Origin of the sequence: Pseudomonas sp. MWU13-2105 (assembly GCF_023242315.1) — a bacterium.
Classification (GTDB): Bacteria; Pseudomonadota; Gammaproteobacteria; order Pseudomonadales; family Pseudomonadaceae; genus Aquipseudomonas.
Genome location: NZ_JALLIY010000004.1, coordinates 227,618 through 247,479, shown reverse-complemented (window position 1 = coordinate 247,479; position 19,862 = coordinate 227,618). Strand labels below are relative to the sequence as shown.

At 62.0% G+C, this 19,862-nt stretch carries 17 protein-coding genes and 1 pseudogene; 7 read left to right on the top strand and 11 right to left on the bottom strand.

The window, feature by feature from the left end; all coding sequences use genetic code 11:
• Positions 1-30 precede the first annotated feature (30 nt).
• The 3 genes and pseudogenes from M5B96_RS07550 to M5B96_RS07540 all read right to left on the bottom strand — a co-directional run bounded on the left by M5B96_RS07550 (position 31) and on the right by M5B96_RS07540 (position 3,765).
• Positions 31-316, bottom strand: a pseudogene (locus M5B96_RS07550) (hypothetical protein).
• A gap of 367 nt (positions 317-683) precedes the next feature.
• Complete coding sequence (locus M5B96_RS07545; RefSeq protein WP_248796070.1) at positions 684-1,574, bottom strand: esterase/lipase family protein; 891 nt, start codon at positions 1,572-1,574, stop codon at positions 684-686.
• A gap of 121 nt (positions 1,575-1,695) precedes the next feature.
• Positions 1,696-3,765 carry an AsmA family protein gene (locus M5B96_RS07540; RefSeq protein WP_248796069.1) on the bottom strand — a complete coding sequence of 690 codons (2,070 nt, stop codon included), beginning with the start codon at positions 3,763-3,765 and terminating at the stop codon, positions 1,696-1,698.
• Between the two features lie 361 nt (positions 3,766-4,126).
• Between M5B96_RS07540 and M5B96_RS07535 the strand changes: the two genes are divergently transcribed.
• The 7 genes from M5B96_RS07535 (at position 4,127) to M5B96_RS07505 (ending at position 9,465) form a co-directional block, all read left to right on the top strand.
• Positions 4,127-4,687 (top strand): hypothetical protein, encoded by a 561-nt coding sequence (locus tag M5B96_RS07535; RefSeq protein ID WP_248768019.1) that lies wholly within the window; start codon positions 4,127-4,129, stop codon positions 4,685-4,687.
• Positions 4,688-4,851: 164 nt separating this feature from the next.
• Entirely contained in the window at positions 4,852-5,484 is a 633-nt protein-coding gene (locus M5B96_RS07530) for a TetR family transcriptional regulator (protein ID WP_248796068.1), read from the top strand.
• A gap of 333 nt (positions 5,485-5,817) precedes the next feature.
• A complete protein-coding gene (ureE, locus tag M5B96_RS07525; RefSeq protein ID WP_248796067.1) occupies positions 5,818-6,318 on the top strand; it encodes an urease accessory protein UreE in 501 nt (166 codons plus the stop codon).
• The gene (locus M5B96_RS07520) at positions 6,315-6,989 is read left to right on the top strand and encodes an urease accessory protein UreF (RefSeq protein WP_248796066.1); all 675 of its coding nucleotides are present in this window, start codon (positions 6,315-6,317) and stop codon (positions 6,987-6,989) included. The genes ureE and M5B96_RS07520 overlap by 4 nt, the downstream gene beginning before the upstream one ends.
• A 9-nt stretch (positions 6,990-6,998) precedes the next feature.
• Positions 6,999-7,613, top strand: coding sequence for an urease accessory protein UreG (ureG, locus tag M5B96_RS07515; protein WP_248796065.1), 615 nt, complete (start codon positions 6,999-7,001; stop codon positions 7,611-7,613).
• Between the two features lie 41 nt (positions 7,614-7,654).
• Positions 7,655-8,227, top strand: a complete 573-nt coding sequence (locus tag M5B96_RS07510; protein WP_248796064.1) for a HupE/UreJ family protein — start codon at positions 7,655-7,657, stop codon at positions 8,225-8,227.
• 104 nt (positions 8,228-8,331) lie between these two features.
• Entirely contained in the window at positions 8,332-9,465 is a 1,134-nt protein-coding gene (locus tag M5B96_RS07505; RefSeq protein WP_248796063.1) for an AGE family epimerase/isomerase, read from the top strand.
• 186 nt (positions 9,466-9,651) lie between these two features.
• Here the strand turns inward: M5B96_RS07505 and M5B96_RS07500 are convergent, their stop codons facing one another.
• The 8 genes from M5B96_RS07500 to M5B96_RS07465 form a co-directional block, all read right to left on the bottom strand.
• A complete protein-coding gene (locus M5B96_RS07500; protein ID WP_248796062.1) occupies positions 9,652-10,416 on the bottom strand; it encodes an SDR family oxidoreductase in 765 nt (254 codons plus the stop codon).
• An 821-nt stretch (positions 10,417-11,237) separates the two neighbouring features.
• Positions 11,238-11,954 carry an ABC transporter ATP-binding protein gene (locus M5B96_RS07495; protein WP_248796061.1) on the bottom strand — a complete coding sequence of 239 codons (717 nt, stop codon included), beginning with the start codon at positions 11,952-11,954 and terminating at the stop codon, positions 11,238-11,240.
• Positions 11,951-12,826, bottom strand: coding sequence for an ABC transporter ATP-binding protein (locus M5B96_RS07490; protein WP_248796060.1), 876 nt, complete (start codon positions 12,824-12,826; stop codon positions 11,951-11,953). Before M5B96_RS07490 ends, M5B96_RS07495 begins: the two co-directional genes overlap by 4 nt.
• Positions 12,823-14,121 (bottom strand): high-affinity branched-chain amino acid ABC transporter permease LivM, encoded by a 1,299-nt coding sequence (livM, locus tag M5B96_RS07485; protein WP_248796059.1) that lies wholly within the window; start codon positions 14,119-14,121, stop codon positions 12,823-12,825. The genes M5B96_RS07490 and livM overlap by 4 nt, the downstream gene beginning before the upstream one ends.
• A gap of 3 nt (positions 14,122-14,124) precedes the next feature.
• Complete coding sequence (locus tag M5B96_RS07480; RefSeq protein WP_248796058.1) at positions 14,125-15,039, bottom strand: ABC transporter permease subunit; 915 nt, start codon at positions 15,037-15,039, stop codon at positions 14,125-14,127.
• A 171-nt stretch (positions 15,040-15,210) separates the two neighbouring features.
• The gene (locus tag M5B96_RS07475) at positions 15,211-16,344 is read right to left on the bottom strand and encodes a branched-chain amino acid ABC transporter substrate-binding protein (protein WP_177098582.1); all 1,134 of its coding nucleotides are present in this window, start codon (positions 16,342-16,344) and stop codon (positions 15,211-15,213) included.
• A gap of 362 nt (positions 16,345-16,706) precedes the next feature.
• On the bottom strand, positions 16,707-17,990 hold the full coding sequence (locus tag M5B96_RS07470; protein ID WP_248796057.1) for an NAD(P)/FAD-dependent oxidoreductase: 1,284 nt from the start codon (positions 17,988-17,990) through the stop codon (positions 16,707-16,709).
• Between the two features lie 224 nt (positions 17,991-18,214).
• Entirely contained in the window at positions 18,215-19,705 is a 1,491-nt protein-coding gene (locus tag M5B96_RS07465; RefSeq protein WP_248796056.1) for an aldehyde dehydrogenase family protein, read from the bottom strand.
• Between the last annotated feature and the right edge of the window lie 157 nt (positions 19,706-19,862).

The following is a 19,862-nucleotide window of genomic DNA, read 5'->3' as shown; positions in this document are numbered from 1 at the left end:
GGCTTGTTCAGAACCCGGGACCTTGTCCAATCAAGCCTGCAAGGCGCTTGGCTGACGATCCGTGAAACGCCCCTGCATCGCATCCAACGCATCGCAGCCATCCTGCAACAACAGATAGGCCGCTGAGGCGAAGTGCTGGAGATCGCGGTCCGCAGGTGTTGCCGATGCTCATGCAGGTCAGGCTGTGGCTCAGGTCGCGAGCTGCCTTGAGGCGCTGTATGGCAAATTCATAGAGATTGCGCACCGGGACATCGAGCTTGAGGTAGAGCACCGGGGCGTCAGTGAGGTTGCTTTGTAGAGGGCGAAAATTGGTCATGGTGTCACTCCGTAATAGTCATAGAGTCACCAACATCTGCGGCTAAACAAACGAGGGTGGCAGCTGTACGCGGGTTAGCCGACCGGGGACTATTACGAAACCCGGCACACCCGCAGGTGTCCCACGCACAGCCGCCATAGCAAAAAACCAGGCAGCAAAAAGCGCCGACATCATAGGGCGCTTCTGCGTTTCGTAACAGTTTCGATCGGCTAAGACCGGTCACCGATTCGTCGATGACCACCGAACTATAGTCCAGCGACTCGTCGAATAGCTGCCGCTTTTACACCCTGAAATACGTGCCAGTACCGCTGCCAGCAATGGCATTTTCACTCTCTGCGACAGGGCATTCAGCGTTGAACACCTCGTTTCAAACACCCGCCAACTTCAACCGCCGAGCATGCTCGACAAACAACCGGATCGGCTCCGCGCCCTTGCCCACCAGCCCGAACGACTGGTTGACGATATCGAGGTGATCCAGCGGATAGTCATCGCCGATCACCGTTCCCAAATGCGAGCTGTTACGGCCGACCATGCCATCACACTGCCCGGCCTCACGCACAAAGGTTTTGGCGAACAGCCGGCAGCTGCGATTGGTGCCGTCAAACAGGTTGCGCCCGCGATCGGTGATCCCGGGCTGCAAGATCCCGGACCAGGAGTAGTAACGCACCCCATTCACCAGCTCATCGCCCTGCCCGCCCCAGTGCTGTGGCAACCCTTGCGGGTATTGCTGATTGAACAGCGCAACCCCTGCGCTGGTCAGCGACTGGTGCGACGCCGGCAGGTCCATCGGTAGCCTCAGGCCGTAATGGCCCGTGTCCAGCCACCCCATCACCCGCGCCACCATACAAAGCAACAGGCTGAGCAGGCGAGCCGGCAGCCCCTCACGTGGGTAGTGCCGGTCAAAATAGTCCGCCAGCTCCGAGCCATGATTGGGGCCGGCCACCGAGGTCACCGAGGCCACCCACTCCGGCCGTTTCGCCGCCGCATAACGGGCGGTCAGAGCGCCCTGGCTATGACCGATCAGGTTGACCTTGTCGGCCCCGGTGTCGCGGCGGATCTGCTCGATCCGCGCCAGCAATTGCTCGCCGCGAACTTCACTGGAATGCAGCGGCGACACCGCCACCGGAAACACCTGCGCGCCACCACGGCGCAATGCCGGAACTATCCCGTACCAATAGGGGAAAAACACCAGGCGGACAAAACCGAGCATGCCCGGCACCAGCACCAGCGGATAACGTGTGGCAAGTTCTTGCGGCATCCCGTGAACGTCCTTGAAGGTCAAAAGCCAAAGCCCGGCGGCACTGCGAAGATCAAAGCATCGGCATTGAAGATGACAAATGCATTGTGGTGAGCGGGCCCGCCGGTGCCAGGCCCGGCTTTCAGCCCTTCACCGTCTTCGGCGCCTTGCCCGCCCGCATCTGTTCCAGCAACGGCGCGCACTGGTTCGGTACATCGCCGCTGGGCGCCACCAGCGCCAGCAGCCCCGCCGCCGGCCCGGCAATCACGCCCAGGGCCACCATGCCGGCGCCGCGCAACATCAACGGCACCGCCTGCACACCGGCATCGGGCTTGATGAACTTGCCCCGCACATACAAGGGCGAGCGCAAGGACAAAAGGCGGAAGCCCTTGGACTCAGGCGTGATCTTCAGATCCAGCTGCTCTTTGGCAAAGTTGGCCGTGCCGTCGATATAGATGATCGCGTTCTCGGTATCGAAGACAAACAGCCGGGTGGTCGCCAGGCCGCTCTTGATCCCCAGGTCCGCCGCCGCGCAGTTGATCTTCACTTCCTTGTCGCCAAAGATTTTCCCGACCACGTAGTTGCCCACGTTAAGCCCGGCGATCTCCATCAGTCCACGACTGATGGCGCCATCGTTGACCAGCATCTTCAGGTCGCCATTGGAGGTGCCGAGCAACTTGGCCACCGAGTTGCCGGTGCCGGTGATATCCGCATCGCCATTGAGCTCGCCGAAGCTGGTCTGCATCGGCTCGAAGGTCGGGAACAGTTGCTTGAGCTTGAAGTTGCGCGCCGTCAGCCTGGCCCGCCCCTGCATCGGCGTGGCGCGGCCATTGAGGCGGATCTGCGCATCGAGCTTGCCGCCGGCCACGCCGAAACGCAGGGGCTCCAGGCTCAGCTCGCCGTCGGTGAGCACCAGATGGGTATAGAGATCGGTGAACGGCAATTCGCTGCTGTGGACGATGCGTTTGCCGGTGAATTCCACATCAGCGTCCATGTCACGCCAGCGCTCGGTACGGAACTCTTCCACCGGCAGCACCCTGTCCGCCGGCTGTTTGCTTTCGCCGCCACGGGCTTTCTGCTTGGCATTCGAGTCAGCACCGATCAGCGGCGCCAGGTCGGTCATCAGCAGTTGGTTGGAGACCAGCGTGCCGCTGAGCTTGGGCCGCGGCTGGCTCGCCAGATAAGTGAGGTCGCCATGAATATCGCTGGTGCCGATCTTGCCGTTGAAGTTCTCGTAGGTGAACGCCGCCCCGGCCGGATCGCGTAGTTTGGCGATCAGATGGCCGTCGGTCTCATACGCCGGCGAATCCGGCAGGGTGACGCCGGTCAGCGGGTAGAGGTTGCCCAGGCTGCTGCCCGACAGCGTCAGACGCAGGTCGAGGGCGCCGAGGTTGCGCGGGTCGGTCAGGGTCCCGGCAACGGCGATCCGGGTGTCGGCGATCTTCACGTCGGCCTGGACCGGAAATGGTTTGGTCGCGTCCTGCAATGCGAACAAGCCGCCGATCTTGCCGCTGCCGGCGAGGTTCTGGCCGTGGTACTGGCCTTTGACCTTCAACGCAAAGGCATAGTCCTGGGGCGCCGCGCCCTTTTCCAGGGCCTTTTTCGCCGCCTTGTCGCCGACGATATCGCCGAAGGGAATGGATTTGCCCAACGGGTCGATCACCAGGTCCAGGTGCGCTTTCAGACTCTGGTCGTCAAAACTGACATGGCCCTTGTCGAAACCGATGGCGCCGATATCCACCACCCAGCTGGACGGTTCGGCATTCGGGTCCTTGGGATCGAACTGGAAGCTCCAGCTGGCACGGCCATCGGCCAGGCGTTCGAGGTTGGCATTCGGTTCGCTCAGGTCGATACGTGGAATCACCACCTGCCGCGCCAGCAGCGGCAGCGGCGAGAGACGCACCTCGACCCGCTTGAGCGTGACCATCTGCGGGCTCTTCGACCAATCGGGATTGCCCAGGGTCAGGTCTTCGGCGATCAGGTGCGGCCAAGGCACCCACGCCCGCCAGCCACCCTCGTCGGCTTCACGCTGCCAGCGCAGGGACAAATCACCATTGATGGCGAAGGGCCGATGAAGGATGGCCGAGACCTTGGCATTGATCGGCGGTTTGACCCGGTTCCAATCGAACAAGGCGATGACCGCGACCAACACGGCCAGCAGGAGGGCGAGACTGGCGCCGGTCCAGGCAAGAATCTTTCGAGTGCGCGTCATTGCACGGGGCTCCTAGAACGACTGAGCGTCCAAAAATCGACGCATTATGCCTTTACGACCGGCAAACACCCGACAAGGTTTAACGCCAAAAACCATTAATCGACAACGGCAAGGAATGAGCGGTCCTGACCAATCCGCCAGCTTTTCGTTCACTGCATGCCCCCAGGTGGCGCAGCAGTGAGTCGAAAATACCCATCGCAGGGCAAAGGTAACGCGCTGTAAGCCTCGGTCTAGAGGGGTTTGGGTAGAACCATCAATTCCGTTGATTATTAACATTGTGCTTATGAACTTTTATATCGATTTTGCAAGAGTAGCATTAGCTCCGTACCCACTTTATCGCCCTCCTACGGAGCAACCGATCATGAAACGTCAATTAATCCTCAGCCTCACCCTTGCCGTCCTGGCTGCCAATGCCTACGCGTTGCCAGCCCGCGAACAGGCTGCTCCACAGGCTCAAGCCAGCCATGCAACTGTTAGCCAAGTACTGAATACCTTGGCTGCCGACGGTTCCAGCAAGACCGCTATCGGCGAACGGAATGGCGACACTGTCAGCGAGAACGGCTCTGACCACACTCCTCTGGGCCAAGCCCTGGCCGCCGACGGTTCCAGCAAGACCGCTATCGGCGAGCGGAATGGCGACACTGTCAGCGAGAACGGCTCTGACCACACTCCTCTGGGCCAAGCCCTGGCCGCCGACGGCTCCAGCAAGACCGCTATCGGCGAACGGAATGGCGACACTGTCAGCGAGAACGGCTCTGACCACACTCCTCTGGGCCAAGCCCTGGCCGAGAACGGCTCCAGCAAGACCTCCATTGGTGAGAACGATAAATTCGCCGAAGGTGGCCGTGCTCGCCTGGAAGAGAAAGGCCTGGTCCAAGACGGCGGTGACCGTGTGATCGAACGCAACAGCAGCCTGAGTTAAGGCCTTGCTGGCCTGGAACAAAGCCCGGTCTCCTGGACCGGGCTTTGATATTTCAGGGCCCTGAATATTCGAAATCCCGCGACTGCCCCCTTCTCTTGGTTCGACGCCGGCAAAGCTGATTTGCTAGAGTGCGCCGCTCTCTTCATCCAGAAAATACCCTTGCGATGCTGCCCCGCGCCGAACAGAAACAACAGACTCGACATGCGCTCATGGACGCCGCCCGGCACCTGATGGAATCCGGCCGTGGCTTCGGCAGCCTGAGCCTGCGGGAAGTGGCGAAGACCGCCGGAATCGTGCCCACCGGTTTCTACCGACATTTCGACGATATGGACCAGCTCGGCCTGGCCCTGGTCCGCGAAGTCGGCCAGACCTTCCGCGAAACCATTCGACTGGTGCGCCATAACGAGTTCGTCATGGGCGGCATCATCGATGCGTCGGTGCGGATTTTTCTCGATGTGGTGGCGGCCAATCGCTCGCAGTTCCTGTTTCTTGCCCGCGAGCAATACGGTGGCTCACTGCCAGTGCGCCAGGCCATCGGCGCGCTACGGGAAAATATCAGCACGGACCTGGCGACCGACCTGGGGCTGATGCCCAAGCTCGTCCACCTGGACGCGGCCGGACTGACGGTCATGGCCGACCTGATCGTCAAGAGTGTGTTCGCCACCCTGCCGGACATCATCGATCCACCGTCCGAGCCCTTGCCGGAACACCTGACGCCCCAGGCCAAGATTACCCAGCAACTGCGCTTCATCTTTATCGGATTGAAGCATTGGCAAGGGCTCGGGAGTACCGAGTAGCCGGAACGGGTGCCCTGCACCCGGATCGCCGGCAAGCTGGCTCCACAGCTTTCATAGCGCATCAGGATTCAAGGTATCCCGGCCGCCCGTGGGCACGAGGCTCTCTCTGTGACGGAACACCGACCTGCAGGAGCCGGCTTGCCAGCGATGAGGCCCGATAGGCACCACAAAAGCGCACTCACACCGACAGCGCACCATCTTGAAACATTATGGAACATGACTACGCTCCCTTTTCAGGCATCCAGCGCTTTCTGACGGGACTTTCCTACGCAGCGGACGATTGGCAAGCCCCTTGCTCTAGCTCAACCATCGTTCATTGCCGGAAGCCTCCTGATGTTGGTGATTCATCGCAGAATCGAAGCGCAATCGACCTGGGCCGCCGAGCTGCACCTGAACTTCGAAGCCCGCAGCAAAAGTCGCCTGCGCTGTTTCAGTGCCGAGGGTGAGGACGTAGGACTGTTCCTTGAACGTGGCCAGCCACCGCTGTACGACGGCGAATACCTGGAAGCCGAGGACGGCCGTATCGTGCGGGTCTGCGCCCGCCCCGAACAACTGCTGCACGTCACCTGCAGCAACGCCTTCGAACTGACCCGCGCCGCCTATCACCTGGGCAACCGCCATGTCGCCCTGCAGGTCGGCGACGGCTGGCTCAGGCTGCTCGACGACTATGTGCTCAAGGCCATGCTCGAACAGCTCGGCGCCCATACCGAAACCCTCGAAGCCCCATTCCAACCGGAACACGGGGCCTACGGCGGCGGCCATCACCACTCCCGCCACGGCGACGAGGACTTCAACTACCCGCCGCGCCTGCACCAGTTCGGTGTGCGCCCATGAATCCGGCCTGGGCGCTGTTGCGCCTGGCCAGCCCGCAATTACCCATCGGCGGCTACAGCTATTCCCAGGGCCTGGAAATGGCCGTGGAGCAGGCCCGGGTCAAGGACGCGGACGGCGCCCGACGCTGGATCGCCGATCAATTGCTGCTCAACCTGGCGCGCTTCGAAGCCCCGCTGTTGCTCGCCCACTGCCAGGCCGCGACGGAGGAAAACTGGGCCGGGCTGAAACAGCTCTGCGAAGAACACCGCGCCAGCCGTGAAACTCGCGAGCTGTATCAGGAAAGCCGGCAGATGGGTTATTCCCTGCAGCAGTTGCTCAGCGGCCTGCCGGAACTGGATGACGCCGCCCGTAGCGTCCTCGTACAGCAAAGCGAACCGCATCTGGCCCTGGGCTGGGCCCTGGCCGCCCGCGCCTGGCGGATCAGTCCCCAGGACGCCCTGGCCGCCTGGCTCTGGAGCTGGCTGGAAAACCAACTGGCCGTGCTGATGAAAACCCTGCCCCTGGGCCAGCAAGCCGCCCAACGCCTGACCAGCGAATTGCTGCCCCTGCTGCAACAGGCCCAGCAAACCGCCACGGCCCAGGACCTTCAATCCATCGGCAGCGCCGCCTTCGGCCTGTCCCTGGCGAGCATGGCCCATGAACGCCAGTACAGCCGCCTGTTTCGTTCCTAGGAGAACATGATGAACACACAACCTCTGCGCGTCGGTATCGGCGGCCCGGTGGGCTCCGGCAAGACCGCCCTGACCCTGGCCCTGTGCCTGGCCCTGCGCGACCGCTACAACCTGGCGGTGGTGACCAACGATATCTACACCCGCGAAGACGCCGACTTCCTGGTGCGCAACGAGGCCCTGGCCCCGGAGCGGATCATCGGCGTGGAAACCGGCGGCTGCCCGCACACCGCGATTCGCGAAGATGCCTCGATCAACCTCGAAGCCGTCGACCAGTTGAACCGCCGTTTCCCGGGACTCGACCTGATCCTGGTGGAGTCCGGCGGCGATAACCTCTCGGCGACTTTCAGCCCGGAACTCTCCGACCTGACGATCTACGTGATCGATGTGTCGGCCGGTGACAAGCTGCCGCGCAAGGGTGGGCCGGGGATCTGCAAATCCGACCTGCTGGTGATCAACAAGATCGACCTGGCGCCGTTGGTGGGTGCCTCCCTGGAAATGATGGACAGTGACACCCGGCGCATGCGCGGCGACAAGCCCTTTGTCTTCAGCAACCAGAAAACCGGACATGGCCTGGAGGCCATCGTCGCCTTTATCGAGCGCCAGGGCCTGCTGACAGCAGCCTGATGCTTGGCAAACAACTATTTCAACCCTACGGAGCCCGTCCCATGACTTTGAAGAAAATCCTCGGCAGCCTCGCCCTGCTGGTTATGCCAGCCGTCGCCTTCGCCCATCCCGGCCACGGCGACAGCGGCTGGATGGCCGGTGTCAGCCATCCGGTGGGTGGCATCGATCATTTGCTGGCCATGGTCGCGGTCGGCCTGTGGGCGGCGCAACAACAAGGTGCCGCGCGCTGGGCGCTGCCCCTCACCTTTGTCGGTACCATGCTGATCGGTGGCCTGTTGGGTTTCGAAGGGTTGGCGTTGCCGGCGCTGGAGAGCGGGATTGCCGCTTCGGTCCTGGCCCTGGGCCTGGCCGTGGCGCTGGCGGTACGACCACCGTTGAGCCTGGCGGTGGCGGTAACGGCACTGTTTGCCTTGTTCCACGGCGTGGCGCACGGTCTTGAGCTGCCGGAAATGTCGAGCCCGTGGACCTATGCGGCCGGTTTCGTGCTCGCGACCGCAACCCTGCATGCGCTCGGTTATGCCGTGGTGCGGGTATTGCCGCAAGCCGCGGCGCCGTTGGTCCGGCTGGCCGGTGTTGCGTCGGCGGCGACCGGGGCCTGGCTGTTGGCAGGCTGAGCCTTTGTGGCAAGGGGCTGGCCCTATTGCCACAAGGAACAGCATCGCCAGCAACCGCCTGTTAACATGTCGCGCAACCGCCCTTGCCCTGACGACGCCAGCCGATGCCCGATGTTTCCAGCTCCGCCTCCACGCCTGAATTGAGTGCACTGTTCAACACCGTGCAAGACCACTTCCGCCAGGTCATCGTGCCGCTGTGGCAAGGTCCCGGCTGGAACGCCGATATGGCGCTGCCCTACGAGGCGCTGGACGCCGAGCATAGGCCGCTGCCGCCGCAACGCTATCGCGCCATGGCCTGTGCCCGGCAGTTGTATCTGTTTTCCAGCCTGATCGGCGATACCGCCTTCCCTACTGCCAGTGAGCGCGCCAGTGCGCTGTTCCGTTCGCTGCAACGGCATTTCCACGATGCCGAGTACGGCGGCTGGTTCTACAGCATCGATCCGCAAGGCAAGCCGCTGGACACCCGCAAGGATCTCTACACCCACGCGTTCATTCTCTTTGCCTGCGCCCATTACTGGGCCAAGGTCCGCGAACCGCTGGTGGAGTCGGTGCTCAACGCCGCCCTGGAGGTGATCGCCGTGCGCTTCGCCAATGGCGACGGCCTGTATGAAGCGAGCCTGGAGCGCGACTGGGCGCCCCTGGGCAGCGGGCCGTTGCAGAACCCGCTGATGCACCTGGCCGAAGCCTTTCTGGCGACCCTGTCGGTGCGCGAAGATGCCGCCACGCGGGATGCACTGCTGGCCCTGGTCGCCGCGATGCAGCAACGCTTTATCGATCGCCGTCACGGCGTGATGCTGGAAAAACCGTTGGGGGCTGTGGATAACTGGTTCGAACCGGGCCATCAGTTCGAATGGCTGTTCCTGCTGGAGTCATCACCGTTGCTGCGCGGTACGCCGCTGCATGTCTCGCTGGATCGCGCGTTCGCCTTCGCCGAGCAATCGGGGGTCGAGCCGCAAAGCGGTGCGGTCAGCGGCATGCTCGACATCAATGGCAACCTGCGTGACGGCACCCAACGCATCTGGGCCCAGGCCGAATACCTGCGGGCGCTGACGTTGCGTGTGGATAACTCGGCGCGCTTGCAGCACCAGCTGGGCGCCTTGCAGCAGCGCTTCCTGCACCCGGGCGGCTGGCATGAGTGCCTGGATGCCCAGGGCGAGGTCAGCCGACGCGATATGCCGTCGACCACGCCTTATCACCTGGCGACCTGCCTGAGCGGCCTGGCCGAGTATTTCGGCTGAGCCAAGCACAAGCAGGCACTTGAAGACATTGCCGGAGCGGTGCTTGTCGGATCTGCGCAGCGCCGCGAAGCTGTTAGCGGCCTCAAGGGCCTCTTCGCGAGCAAGCTCTGCTCCCACAGGGGGGAGTGTCTGGCCTTGGCTGCAAGGCATCAGGCCAAACCCGCTCGCCACAATAAGCGAACGTTCTCAGCCCTTGTTCCGCTCGATGGCAAACCCGCTCCAGGTCTGGCTCACCGGCATAAGTTCGAGGCTGTTGATATTGACGTGGGCCGGGGTGTTGAGCACCCAGAAAATCGTCTCGGCGATGTCCTGCGGCTGGATCGGCTCGGCACCGGCGTAGGTCGCGTCGTAACGCGCCTGGTCACCGGCAAAGCGCACCAGCGAGAACTCGCTTTCGCACAGCCCCGGCTCGATATTCGTCACCCGCACGCCCGTGCCCTGCAAATCGCAGCGCAGGTTCAGCGAGAACTGTTTGACGAACGCCTTGCTCGCGCCATAGACATGGCTGCCCGGGTACGGATAGTTGCCGGCGATCGAACCGAGGTTGATGATCCCCGCGCCACGACCATGGGCGATCAACCGTGGCAACAGCAGACGGGTGCTGTACATCAGGCCCTTGATATTGGTGTCGACCATGGTGTCCCAGTCGTCCAGGTTGCACTGGGGCGCCGGATCGACTCCCAGGGCCAGGCCCGCGTTGTTGATCAACCCACGCAGTTTGGCGAAGCTCGGCGGCAGGTTGGCAATCGCCTCTTCCATGGCCTTGCGGTCGCGCACATCCAATACCAGGCCATGCACTTCGGTCTGCTGCGACAGCTCGGCGCACAAGGCCTTCAGGCGCTCTTCGCGACGGCCGGTGAGCACCAGCTTCCAGCCGGCCTCGGCAAAACGCCGGGCACAGGCCTCGCCAAAACCGGAAGTCGCGCCCGTGATAAACAACGTGGATGTCATGGAGTTCTCCTTGCTCGGCCCGCGGGCCGCCAGATATGAATACGGTCGTTGCGCAGCATGCCTCAACGCCGGCCAGTGAAGAAATGGAATCTTGCAGGCCACGCCTCTGTACAAAAAATGATCATTCGTAGCAAAGCCAGGCAAACCGTGGCCTGGGGCCTGCTGTACGCACCTTATCCACAGCCCCGTCCACAGTATCCGGGGGCAACTCGAAAAGCCGCCACTCCCCTGTACACAAGGCCTGCAGCGCTATTTCCAAAGTTTTTCCCTTGACCCCGCAACACCCGTTGTGCAGCCATCGCGGAAAAATCCCCGGTGGCGGATTTCACCCCACTGGCTCCAGGCCAGTAACTACGCCGCCCTGGGACATGTTTCCAGAGTTTGCCCACAGAGTTATCCACAGGCTGTGCCAGGGGCTTTCCAGGCGCAAGGTGTGACAATAAACCTGTTGACAAAATCACCTGGCGCTCTGCAAAACGACGCCGATCAAAAAACAACCAAGCCGCTGCAAGCCACGGTTTAAAAGGCTCACAGCCAGCTACTCCCACGTTACCCACAGCCACCTCCACAGCAAACGGGGACAAGTCAAATTGATGACAAAACAATCGTTTGCAGCGGTTTCGTGTCGCACTTTGGCAGGTTGTTCAGATTGTTTTCCACAATTTCGGATCCCAGCTGTGGACAGACAAAAAAACGCCCCGGATCCGAAGATCACGGGGCGTTTCAGGGCTGTACATAACCTGTGGCAGCCGGCTTGCTGGCGATGGCGTCAGCATAGGCAACGCAAGGCCCAAGGGCCTCTTCGCGGAGCCGCTCCAGACTCAATGCCCGCCCAGGTAGGCGTTACGCACTTCCTCGTTGACCAGCAGCTCCTTGCCGGTGCCGCTCAGGCGAATCTCGCCGTTGACCATCACATAGGCCCGGTCCGACAAGCGCAGCGCGTGGTTGGCGTTCTGCTCCACCAGGAAGATGGTCATGCCCGAGGCCGCCAGCTCGCGCAGGGTGGCGAAGATCTGCTTCACCACGATCGGCGCCAAGCCCAGGCTCGGTTCGTCCAGCAGCAGCAACTTCGGCCGGCTCATCAGCGCCCGGGCGATCGCCAGCATCTGCTGCTCGCCGCCGGACATGGTCATGGCCCGCTGGTTACGCCGCTCCTTGAGCCGTGGAAACAACTCGAACATGCGCTGCATGTCCTCATCGACGAACTTGTCGCCAATGGGGATGGTACCCATCTGCAGGTTCTCTTCCACGGTCATGTCCGGGAACACCCGGCGGCCTTCCGGCGACTGGGCGATACCGTTGGAAGCGATGTAGTGGGACGACTTCTGGGTAATGTCGACACCGCGATAGATGATCTCCCCGGCGGCGGCCCGCGGCTGGCCGAAGATCGACATCAGCAGCGTCGACTTGCCCGCGCCGTTGGAGCCGATCAGGCTGACGGTTTCACCTTCGTTGATGTGCAACGAGACTTTTTTCAGGGCCTGGATCGGCCCGTAGAACACTTCCAGGTTCTTCAGTTCGAGGATAGGTTGACTCATACCAGTTCCTCTTCATCGGCGCCCAGGTAGGCGGCAATCACTTTCGGGTCGTTGCGGATGTCTTGCGGACAGCCCTCGGCAATCACGTTGCCGTGGTCCAGTACCACGATGTGGTCGGAAATGCTCATGACCATGCCCATGTCGTGTTCGATCAGCACCACGGTCAGGTCGTGCTGGTCGCGCAGCAGCCGGATCATCGCGCTCAGTGCTTCGGTTTCCTGGGGGTTGAGGCCCGCCGCCGGTTCGTCGAGACAGATGATCCGCGGCCGCGTGCACATGGCCCGGGCAATTTCCAGGCGGCGTTGCTGGCCGTAGGACAGCTCACCCGCCAGGCGGTTGGCGCAGTCCACCAGGTCGACCACTTCCAGCCAGTAGAACGCGGTGTCCAGGGCATCGCTTTCGGCCTTGCGGTAACCCTTGGTATTGAGGATACCGGAGAGCATGTTGCGGTTGACCCACATGTGCTGGGCCACCAGCAGGTTTTCCAGCACCGACATTTCCTTGAACAGGCGAATGTTCTGGAAGGTCCGGGCCAGGCCCGCGCGGTTCACCAGGTGGGTACCGCCGAACATCTTGTAGTACAGCCGGCTGAGGAAGGTTTTCGGCGAGGCGAAATCCCCCAGGCGAAAGGACTCGCCCAGCAACTGGATGACGTTGGTGCGCTTGTCGCGCACATTGAGCTCGATCTTGCCGCCGGTGGCCTTGTAGAAGCCGGTCAGGCAGTTGAACACCGTGGTCTTGCCCGCGCCGTTGGGGCCGATCAGGGCAAAGATCGAGTTGCGTTTGACTTGCAGGCTGACGTCGCTGAGGGCCTTGATCCCCCCGAAGTGCATCATCAGCTTTTCGACTTTCAGAACGATGTCATTACTCATTGGCCAGCCCCTCCAACCAGGACGCCCTTGCGTGGGGTCACCCCGGTGCGGCTGATGCGGATCAGGCCACGTGGCCGCCAGATCATCATCAACACCATCAACACGCCGAACAACAACACGCGGTACTCGGCGAAGCTGCGCAGCAGCTCCGGTGCCACGGTCAGGACAAAGGCCGCGATCACCACACCGATGGTCGACCCCATGCCGCCCAGCACCACGATGGCGAGGATCAGCGCCGACTCGAAGAAGGTGAAGGAGGTCGGGTTGACGAAGCCCTGGTAGGTGGCGAAGAACACCCCGGCCAGACCGGCGGTGGAAGCCCCCAGGGTGAATGCCGAGAGTTTTACCAGCACATGGTTCAAGCCCATGGCGCGGCAGGCGATCTCGTCTTCACGCAAGGCTTCCCAGGCGCGCCCGACTGGCATGCGGGTCAGGCGGTGCTTGATGTAGAGCACGGCCAGTACCACCAGGAACAGCACGGTGTAGATGAAGTAGAACTTCACATCCGGGTTGTAGGCGATGCCGAAGAACTCATGGAAGGGAATCCCGCCCTCCTTGGCCCGCTTGCCGAACTCCAGGCCGAAGAAAGTCGGCAGGGGTGCCGGCATCCCGTTCGGACCACCGGTCAGCGACAGCCAGTTGTTGAGGATCAGGCGGATGATCTCGCCGAAGCCCAGGGTCACGATGGCCAGGTAGTCACCATGCAGGCGCAGGACCGGGAAGCCGAGGATGCATCCGGCCAGCGCGGCGGTGATGGCGGCCAGCGGCAAGACGGTCCAGAACCCCAGCCCCAGGTACTGGTAACCCAGCGCCAGGCCATAGGCACCGATGGCGTAGAACGCCACGTAACCCAGGTCGAGCAGGCCGGCGAGGCCCACCACGATATTCAGGCCAAGACCGAGCAGGACGTAGATCAGGCCGAGGATCACCACACCCAGCAAGTAGGAGTTGGCGAACACCGGGAAGATCACCGCGATCGCGATCATGATCGGGATGATCCAGCGCAGGCGCGACTTGTAGTCCGGAGCCAGCACATGCACGCCGGAACCGGTGCTCTCGAAACCTTCGAGAATCCGCAGGCCCTTGGGCGTTTGCAGGAACAGGCTGAGGGCAAAACGACCGAGCATGACAATCGCCACCAGCCAGGCGACGCGGGTGGGTTGCAGGTTGAAGCTGTAGCCCTCCAGGACGACCCCGACGATGGGGCCGAAGACAATCAGTGCGACCAGGCCGGCGAGAATGGCGTCAACCAGGCTTTTTTTGATATCGAGCGATTTTTGAGTGGTTGAGGACATTGCTTACACCTTCGACACAAGAGGACGGCCCAACAGGCCTTGCGGCCGAAAGACCAGCACCAGGACCAGCAGCGAGAAGCTGAACACGTCCTTGTAATCCGAGTTGACCAGGCCGGAGAACAGCGATTCGGAAATGCCGAGGATGATCCCACCGAGCATGGCGCCCGGCAGCGAGCCGATACCGCCGAGCACCGCGGCGGTGAACGCCTTGATGCCGATCACGAAGCCGGCGTAGAAGTCGAACGTGCCGTAGTTCATGGTGATCAATACACCGGCCAGGGCCGCCATGGCCGCGCCGATGATGAACACATAGGAAATGATCCGGTCGGTGTTGATCCCGAGGATCGAAGCCATCTTGCGATCTTGCTGGGTCGCGCGGCACATGCGGCCCAACTTGGTGTACTTGATGACGTAGGTCAAAAGCCCCATGCCGACAAACGCGGCCACCAGGATGAAGACCTTGGTGTAGGTGAGCTGGACAAAACCGCTGCCGACATCGACGCGCCAGGCGCCGGTAAGCAGCGTCGGGACGCCCTGTTGCTTGGCGCCCTGGGCGATCTGCGCGTAGTTCTGCAGGATCAGCGAAATACCGATGGCACTGATCAGCGGTGCCAGGCGGGTGGAGTTGCGCAGGGGTTTGTAGGCGATGCGCTCGATGACCCAGCCATACACCCCGGTGACGATGATGGTGAACACCAGTGTACCGAGCATCAGGAGCGGGAAGGATTCAATACCGAAGTAAGCCAGCAGAGCCAGACTGATTGCCGCGAGGTAAGCGGAAATCATGTAAACCTCGCCGTGGGCGAAGTTGATCATGCCGATGATGCCATAGACCATTGTGTAGCCGATGGCGATCAGGCCATAGACCGACCCGAGGGTCAGGCCGTTGACCAGTTGCTGCAGGAAAATACCATCCATAACGCAATCTCACGCATTTGAGAGACTGCACAGAAGCGTACCGCGACGGACCGGGGTTCAACCGCCGTCGCAGCACAGCCATGTGCAGCTCTACGAGAAAAGACAGGTACTGCACGGACACGCTTGGCGACTGGCCGGCGCACGGGACGCCAGCCGGGTCAGGCCGTCATGTCACTTCTGTTTTTCCAGCTGGTGGTATTTGCCGCTCGCGTCCCACTGGTAAACCACGTAGTCGGAGATTTTCAGGTCGCCCTTGGCGTCCCAGGTCTTCTCGCCCATCACGGTCTTGACCGGGTGTGCTTTCAGCCACTTGGCCGCCTCTTCGCCCTTGTTCGACTTGGCGCCATTGAACGCCGCGGCCAGGGTCTGTACCGAGGCGTAGGCATAGAGGGTGTAACCTTCCGGCTCGTAGCCCGACTTGCGGAACTGGTCAACGACCGCCTTGCTGTCCGGCAGCAGACGCGGGTCGGCGCCGAAGGTCATGAGTACGCCGTCGACGTATTGCGGACCACCGGCAGTGGTCACCAGTTCGTCGGTGACGATGCCGTCGTCAGACATGAACTTGACGTCTTTCAAGCCTTCAGTGCGCAGTTGCTTGACCAGCGGACCGGCTTCCGGATGCAGGCCGCCGAAGTAAACCACGTCGGCACCGGCGGCACGGATCTTGGTCACCAGGGCGCTGAAGTCCTTCTCGCCACGGGTCAGGCCTTCGTAGATCACCGGGGTCACACCGCGCTTGATCAACTGGGCCTTGGTGGCATCCGCCAGGCCTTGGCCATAGGTATCCTTGTCGTGGATGACCGCGACTTTCTTGCCCTTGAGCACATCGACGATGTAGTTGCCGGCCACGATGCCCTGCTGGTCGTCACGACCACACATACGGAACATCGCACCCAGGCCGCGCTCGGTTACCTGAGGGTTGGTCGAGCCCGGGGTGATCGCGATGATGCCCGCTTCGTCGTAGATCTCCGAAGCCGGGATGGTGGAAGAGGAACAGAAGTGCCCGACGACGCCGGCGACTTTCTGGTTGCTCAGGTCCTTGGCGACCGTGACCGCCTGTTTTGGCTCACAGGCATCATCGCCCTTGACCAGGACGATTTTTTCGCCGTTGACGCCACCGGCCGCGTTGATCGCATCCGCCGCCGCTTGCGCACCTTTCATGTACTGCTCGCCGAAAGAAGCGTTGGCACCGGTCATCGGACCCGCCACGCCGATCTTGACGTCAGCCTGAGCAAACGCAGAAACACCCAACGCAGCAGCCACTGCGAGGGCTACAAAGCCTTTCTTGTAAAACGTCTGGGACATGAGGTGGTGCTCCAAGGTTTTTTTAGTTGGCACTGCGACTTCAATGAATGCTCAGAGCAAGGGGCGTGCCATAGGTTTTTTGTTCTGCAAAAAGTCGCTGTCTTATTGTTTTATGGACTGTTTCGGGCCCTTTTTAACTGGGCGTGCAACCGTCTAAACCGCGGCAGGTGGAACCTTTTTAGGAAAAAGGTGCAACCCGTCGGTGCCACTATTGCAACCGTGGCGCCGAAGGGCGTGCAACCACCCTGTAACAACGTGCGTCACCGAAGTGCACACTCGCGGTGCGCGACTGCTACATCGCGCACCATTACAGGCTAGCTGTCTCGAACAAAAGCGCCGTCCGAATCAGCTTTTTTGTTGTATCAAATGACAATCCGCAGGCACTGGCCCGCGTGATAGAGGGAAAAACCGGCCTCGTAGAGACCACTGCGCAGGCCCACCGCCTGGATCGGACGCATGGGGGCGAAGGGAATCGGCAGGGCCTGAGGATTTCCGTTACACAGGTAATCGGCGAACGCCTTGCCGACCACCGTACCCGTGGTCACCCCACGCCCGTTATAACCGGTGACTGCCACTAAACCGGGCGCCGGTTCGAACAGGCGCATCAGATGATCGGGGGTAAAGGCGATACAGCCGGTCCAGGTGCATTCCCAATCGACCTTTTTCAGATAGGGGAAATAGTGCTGCTGGACCCGATCGGCCCAGGCCCGCAGGAACCACGCCGGCTTCTGGTTGCCGTTGCCCAGGCTGCCCAGCAGCAGGCGACCGTCGGCATCGCGACGAATGCTGCTGAGCACCTGGCGGGTATCCCAGGAACCCTGCCCGCCCGGCAGAATCTGCCGCGCGGCCTCTTCGGTCAGCGGACTGGACGCCACCTGGTAGTAGTAACCCGGAAAGAAGTTGCGCCGCAGTTCGGTCCATTCGCCTTCGGTATAGGCATTGGAAGCCATCACCACCTGTTCGGCGCTGACCGCGCCCTCGGCGGTCTGCACCGACCAGCGCTGGCCCTGACGCTCCAGGCGGGTGACCGGGGAATGGTCGAACAGCTGCGCCCCCAGCCGCGCCGCGGCCTTGGCCAGGCCCGAGGTATAGGCCATCGGATTGAGGGTACCGGCGCGCCGGTCGAGCAAGGCGGCGCCGATTTTTTTCGTTCCAGTGGCGATTTCACAGTCCTTGCCGGTCAGCAGTTCCACCGGGGCCCCGCGACGCTTCCACTGCGCCTCGCGGCTGCGCAGATCGGCCTCGCCCTTGGCGTTGTGGGCCATGTGCAGGGTGCCTTCGCGGCGCAGCTGGCAATCGATGCCATGCTTGTCCACCAGGCTGAAGACGAGGGCCGGCGCCGCCCCGAGCATGCGGTTGAGCTGGCTACCCACCGCTTCGCCGAAACCGGCTTCGATCTCGTCCGGGGGAATCCACATCCCGGCGTTGACCAGTCCTACATTGCGCCCGGAACCGCCATGGCCGGTACGATGGGCTTCCAGTACACAGACGCTCTTGCCTTGTTCACGCAGGTGAATCGCGGCCGAGAGCCCGGTGATACCGGCGCCGATGACACAGACATCGACCTTCAGTTCGCCCTTGAAGGACGGTGCTTCAGGCCGCTGCGGCGTCAGTGTTTCCCATAGACATTCTTCGCGTAACGGCATTGCCAGACTCCGAAAATGAAACCCAACAAACACACTCCCGACTTAACTTGTTGTGGCAGGCGGACTGAATGTGGCGAGGGGGCTTGCCCCCCGTTCGGCTGCGCAGCAGTCGTAAAATCGGTCGATGCGTTCTGTCTGATAGCTCGCGATTACCGATTTCAGGGCCGCTTCGCGCCCCAACGGGGGCAAGCCCCCTCGCCACAGGGACCTGCCTCGCACCTTCGTTAATCGAAGGTAATGCCCTGGGCCAGCGGCAATTCCAGCGAGTAGTTCACGGTGTTGGTCTGGCGGCGCATGTAACCGCGCCAGGCGTCCGAACCCGACTCACGACCACCACCGGTTTCCTTCTCGCCACCAAAGGCGCCACCGATCTCCGCACCGCTCGGCCCGATGTTGACGTTGGCAATGCCGCAGTCGCTGCCCACCGCCGACATGAACTGCTCGGCCTCACGCACATCGGTGGTGAAGATGCACGAAGACAGGCCTTGCGGCACCGCATTGTTCAAACGCAGGGCTTCGGCGAATTCGTTGTAGCCGATCACATAGAGGATCGGGGCAAAGGTTTCGTGGCAGACCACTTCGCTCTGCTCCGGCATCTCGACGATGGCCGGCGACACGTAATAGGCATTCGGGAATTTATCCTGCAACTGACGCTCGCCGCCGAACACCCGGCCGCCCTCGCTCAAGGCCTGTTCCAGGGCGTCCTGCATGTTCTCGAAGCTCTGCTTGTCGATCAGCGGACCGACCAGGTTGCCTTCCAGCGGATGGCCGATACGCACCTTGGAGTAGGCGGCTTTCAAGCGGCTGACAATCTCCGCCTTGACCGATTCGTGGGCAATCAGCCGGCGCAAGGTGGTGCAGCGTTGGCCGGCGGTCCCGACGGCGCTGAACAGAATCGCCCGTACGGCCATGTCCAGGTCGGCGCTTGGGCCGAGGATCATCGCGTTGTTGCCGCCCAGCTCCAGAATGCTGCGGGCAAAGCGCGCGGCCACTTTCGGCGCCACTTCGCGGCCCATGCGGGTGCTGCCGGTGGCACTGATCAGCGCCACACGCGGGTCATCGACGAGGGCGGCACCGGCGTCGCGGCCACCGATGATCACCTGGCTCAGGTACTCGGGGGCATCGCTGAAGTTTTTCACCACGCGCTCGAACAGGGCCTGGCAGGCCAGCGCGGTCAGCGGGGTCTTTTCCGAAGGCTTCCAGATCACCGCGTTGCCGCAGACCAGCGCCAGGGCGGTGTTCCAGGCCCAGACCGCAACCGGGAAGTTGAAGGCGCTGATGACCCCGACCACCCCCAGCGGGTGCCAGGACTCACGCATATGATGGCCCGGACGCTCGGAGGCGATGGTCAAGCCGTACAGCTGGCGCGACAGGCCGACGGCGAAGTCGCAGATATCGATCATTTCCTGCACTTCACCCAGGCCTTCCTGGGTGATCTTGCCGGCTTCCCAGGAGACCAGCTCACCGAGGTCGGCCTTGTATTCACGCAACACTTCGCCGAACTGGCGCACCAGTTCGCCACGGCGCGGGGCCGGTACCTTGCGCCAGGCGTCGAAGGCGTGCTCGGCACGGCTGACCTGCTGCTCGACCTCGGCCGGGCCTTCCCAGTTCACGCCGGCGATGCGGCTGCCGTCGATGGGTGAATGCACGGGCTGTTTGCCCTGTTGATACAGCGCCGGGTCCACACCAAGACGATCAAGCAATGCGGCAACCATGGGGGTCACTCCTGTAGGCGAAAAACGGAAAGCTTCAGTCGAAAACAACACGACGATTCAGACCTTCAGTTGTAGCGACCTTCAGCTTTGCCAACAAACGACGATTAGGCGAGATATCATTCCATTTATTCATGCAGCGCAAGACACAAGTAAAAGG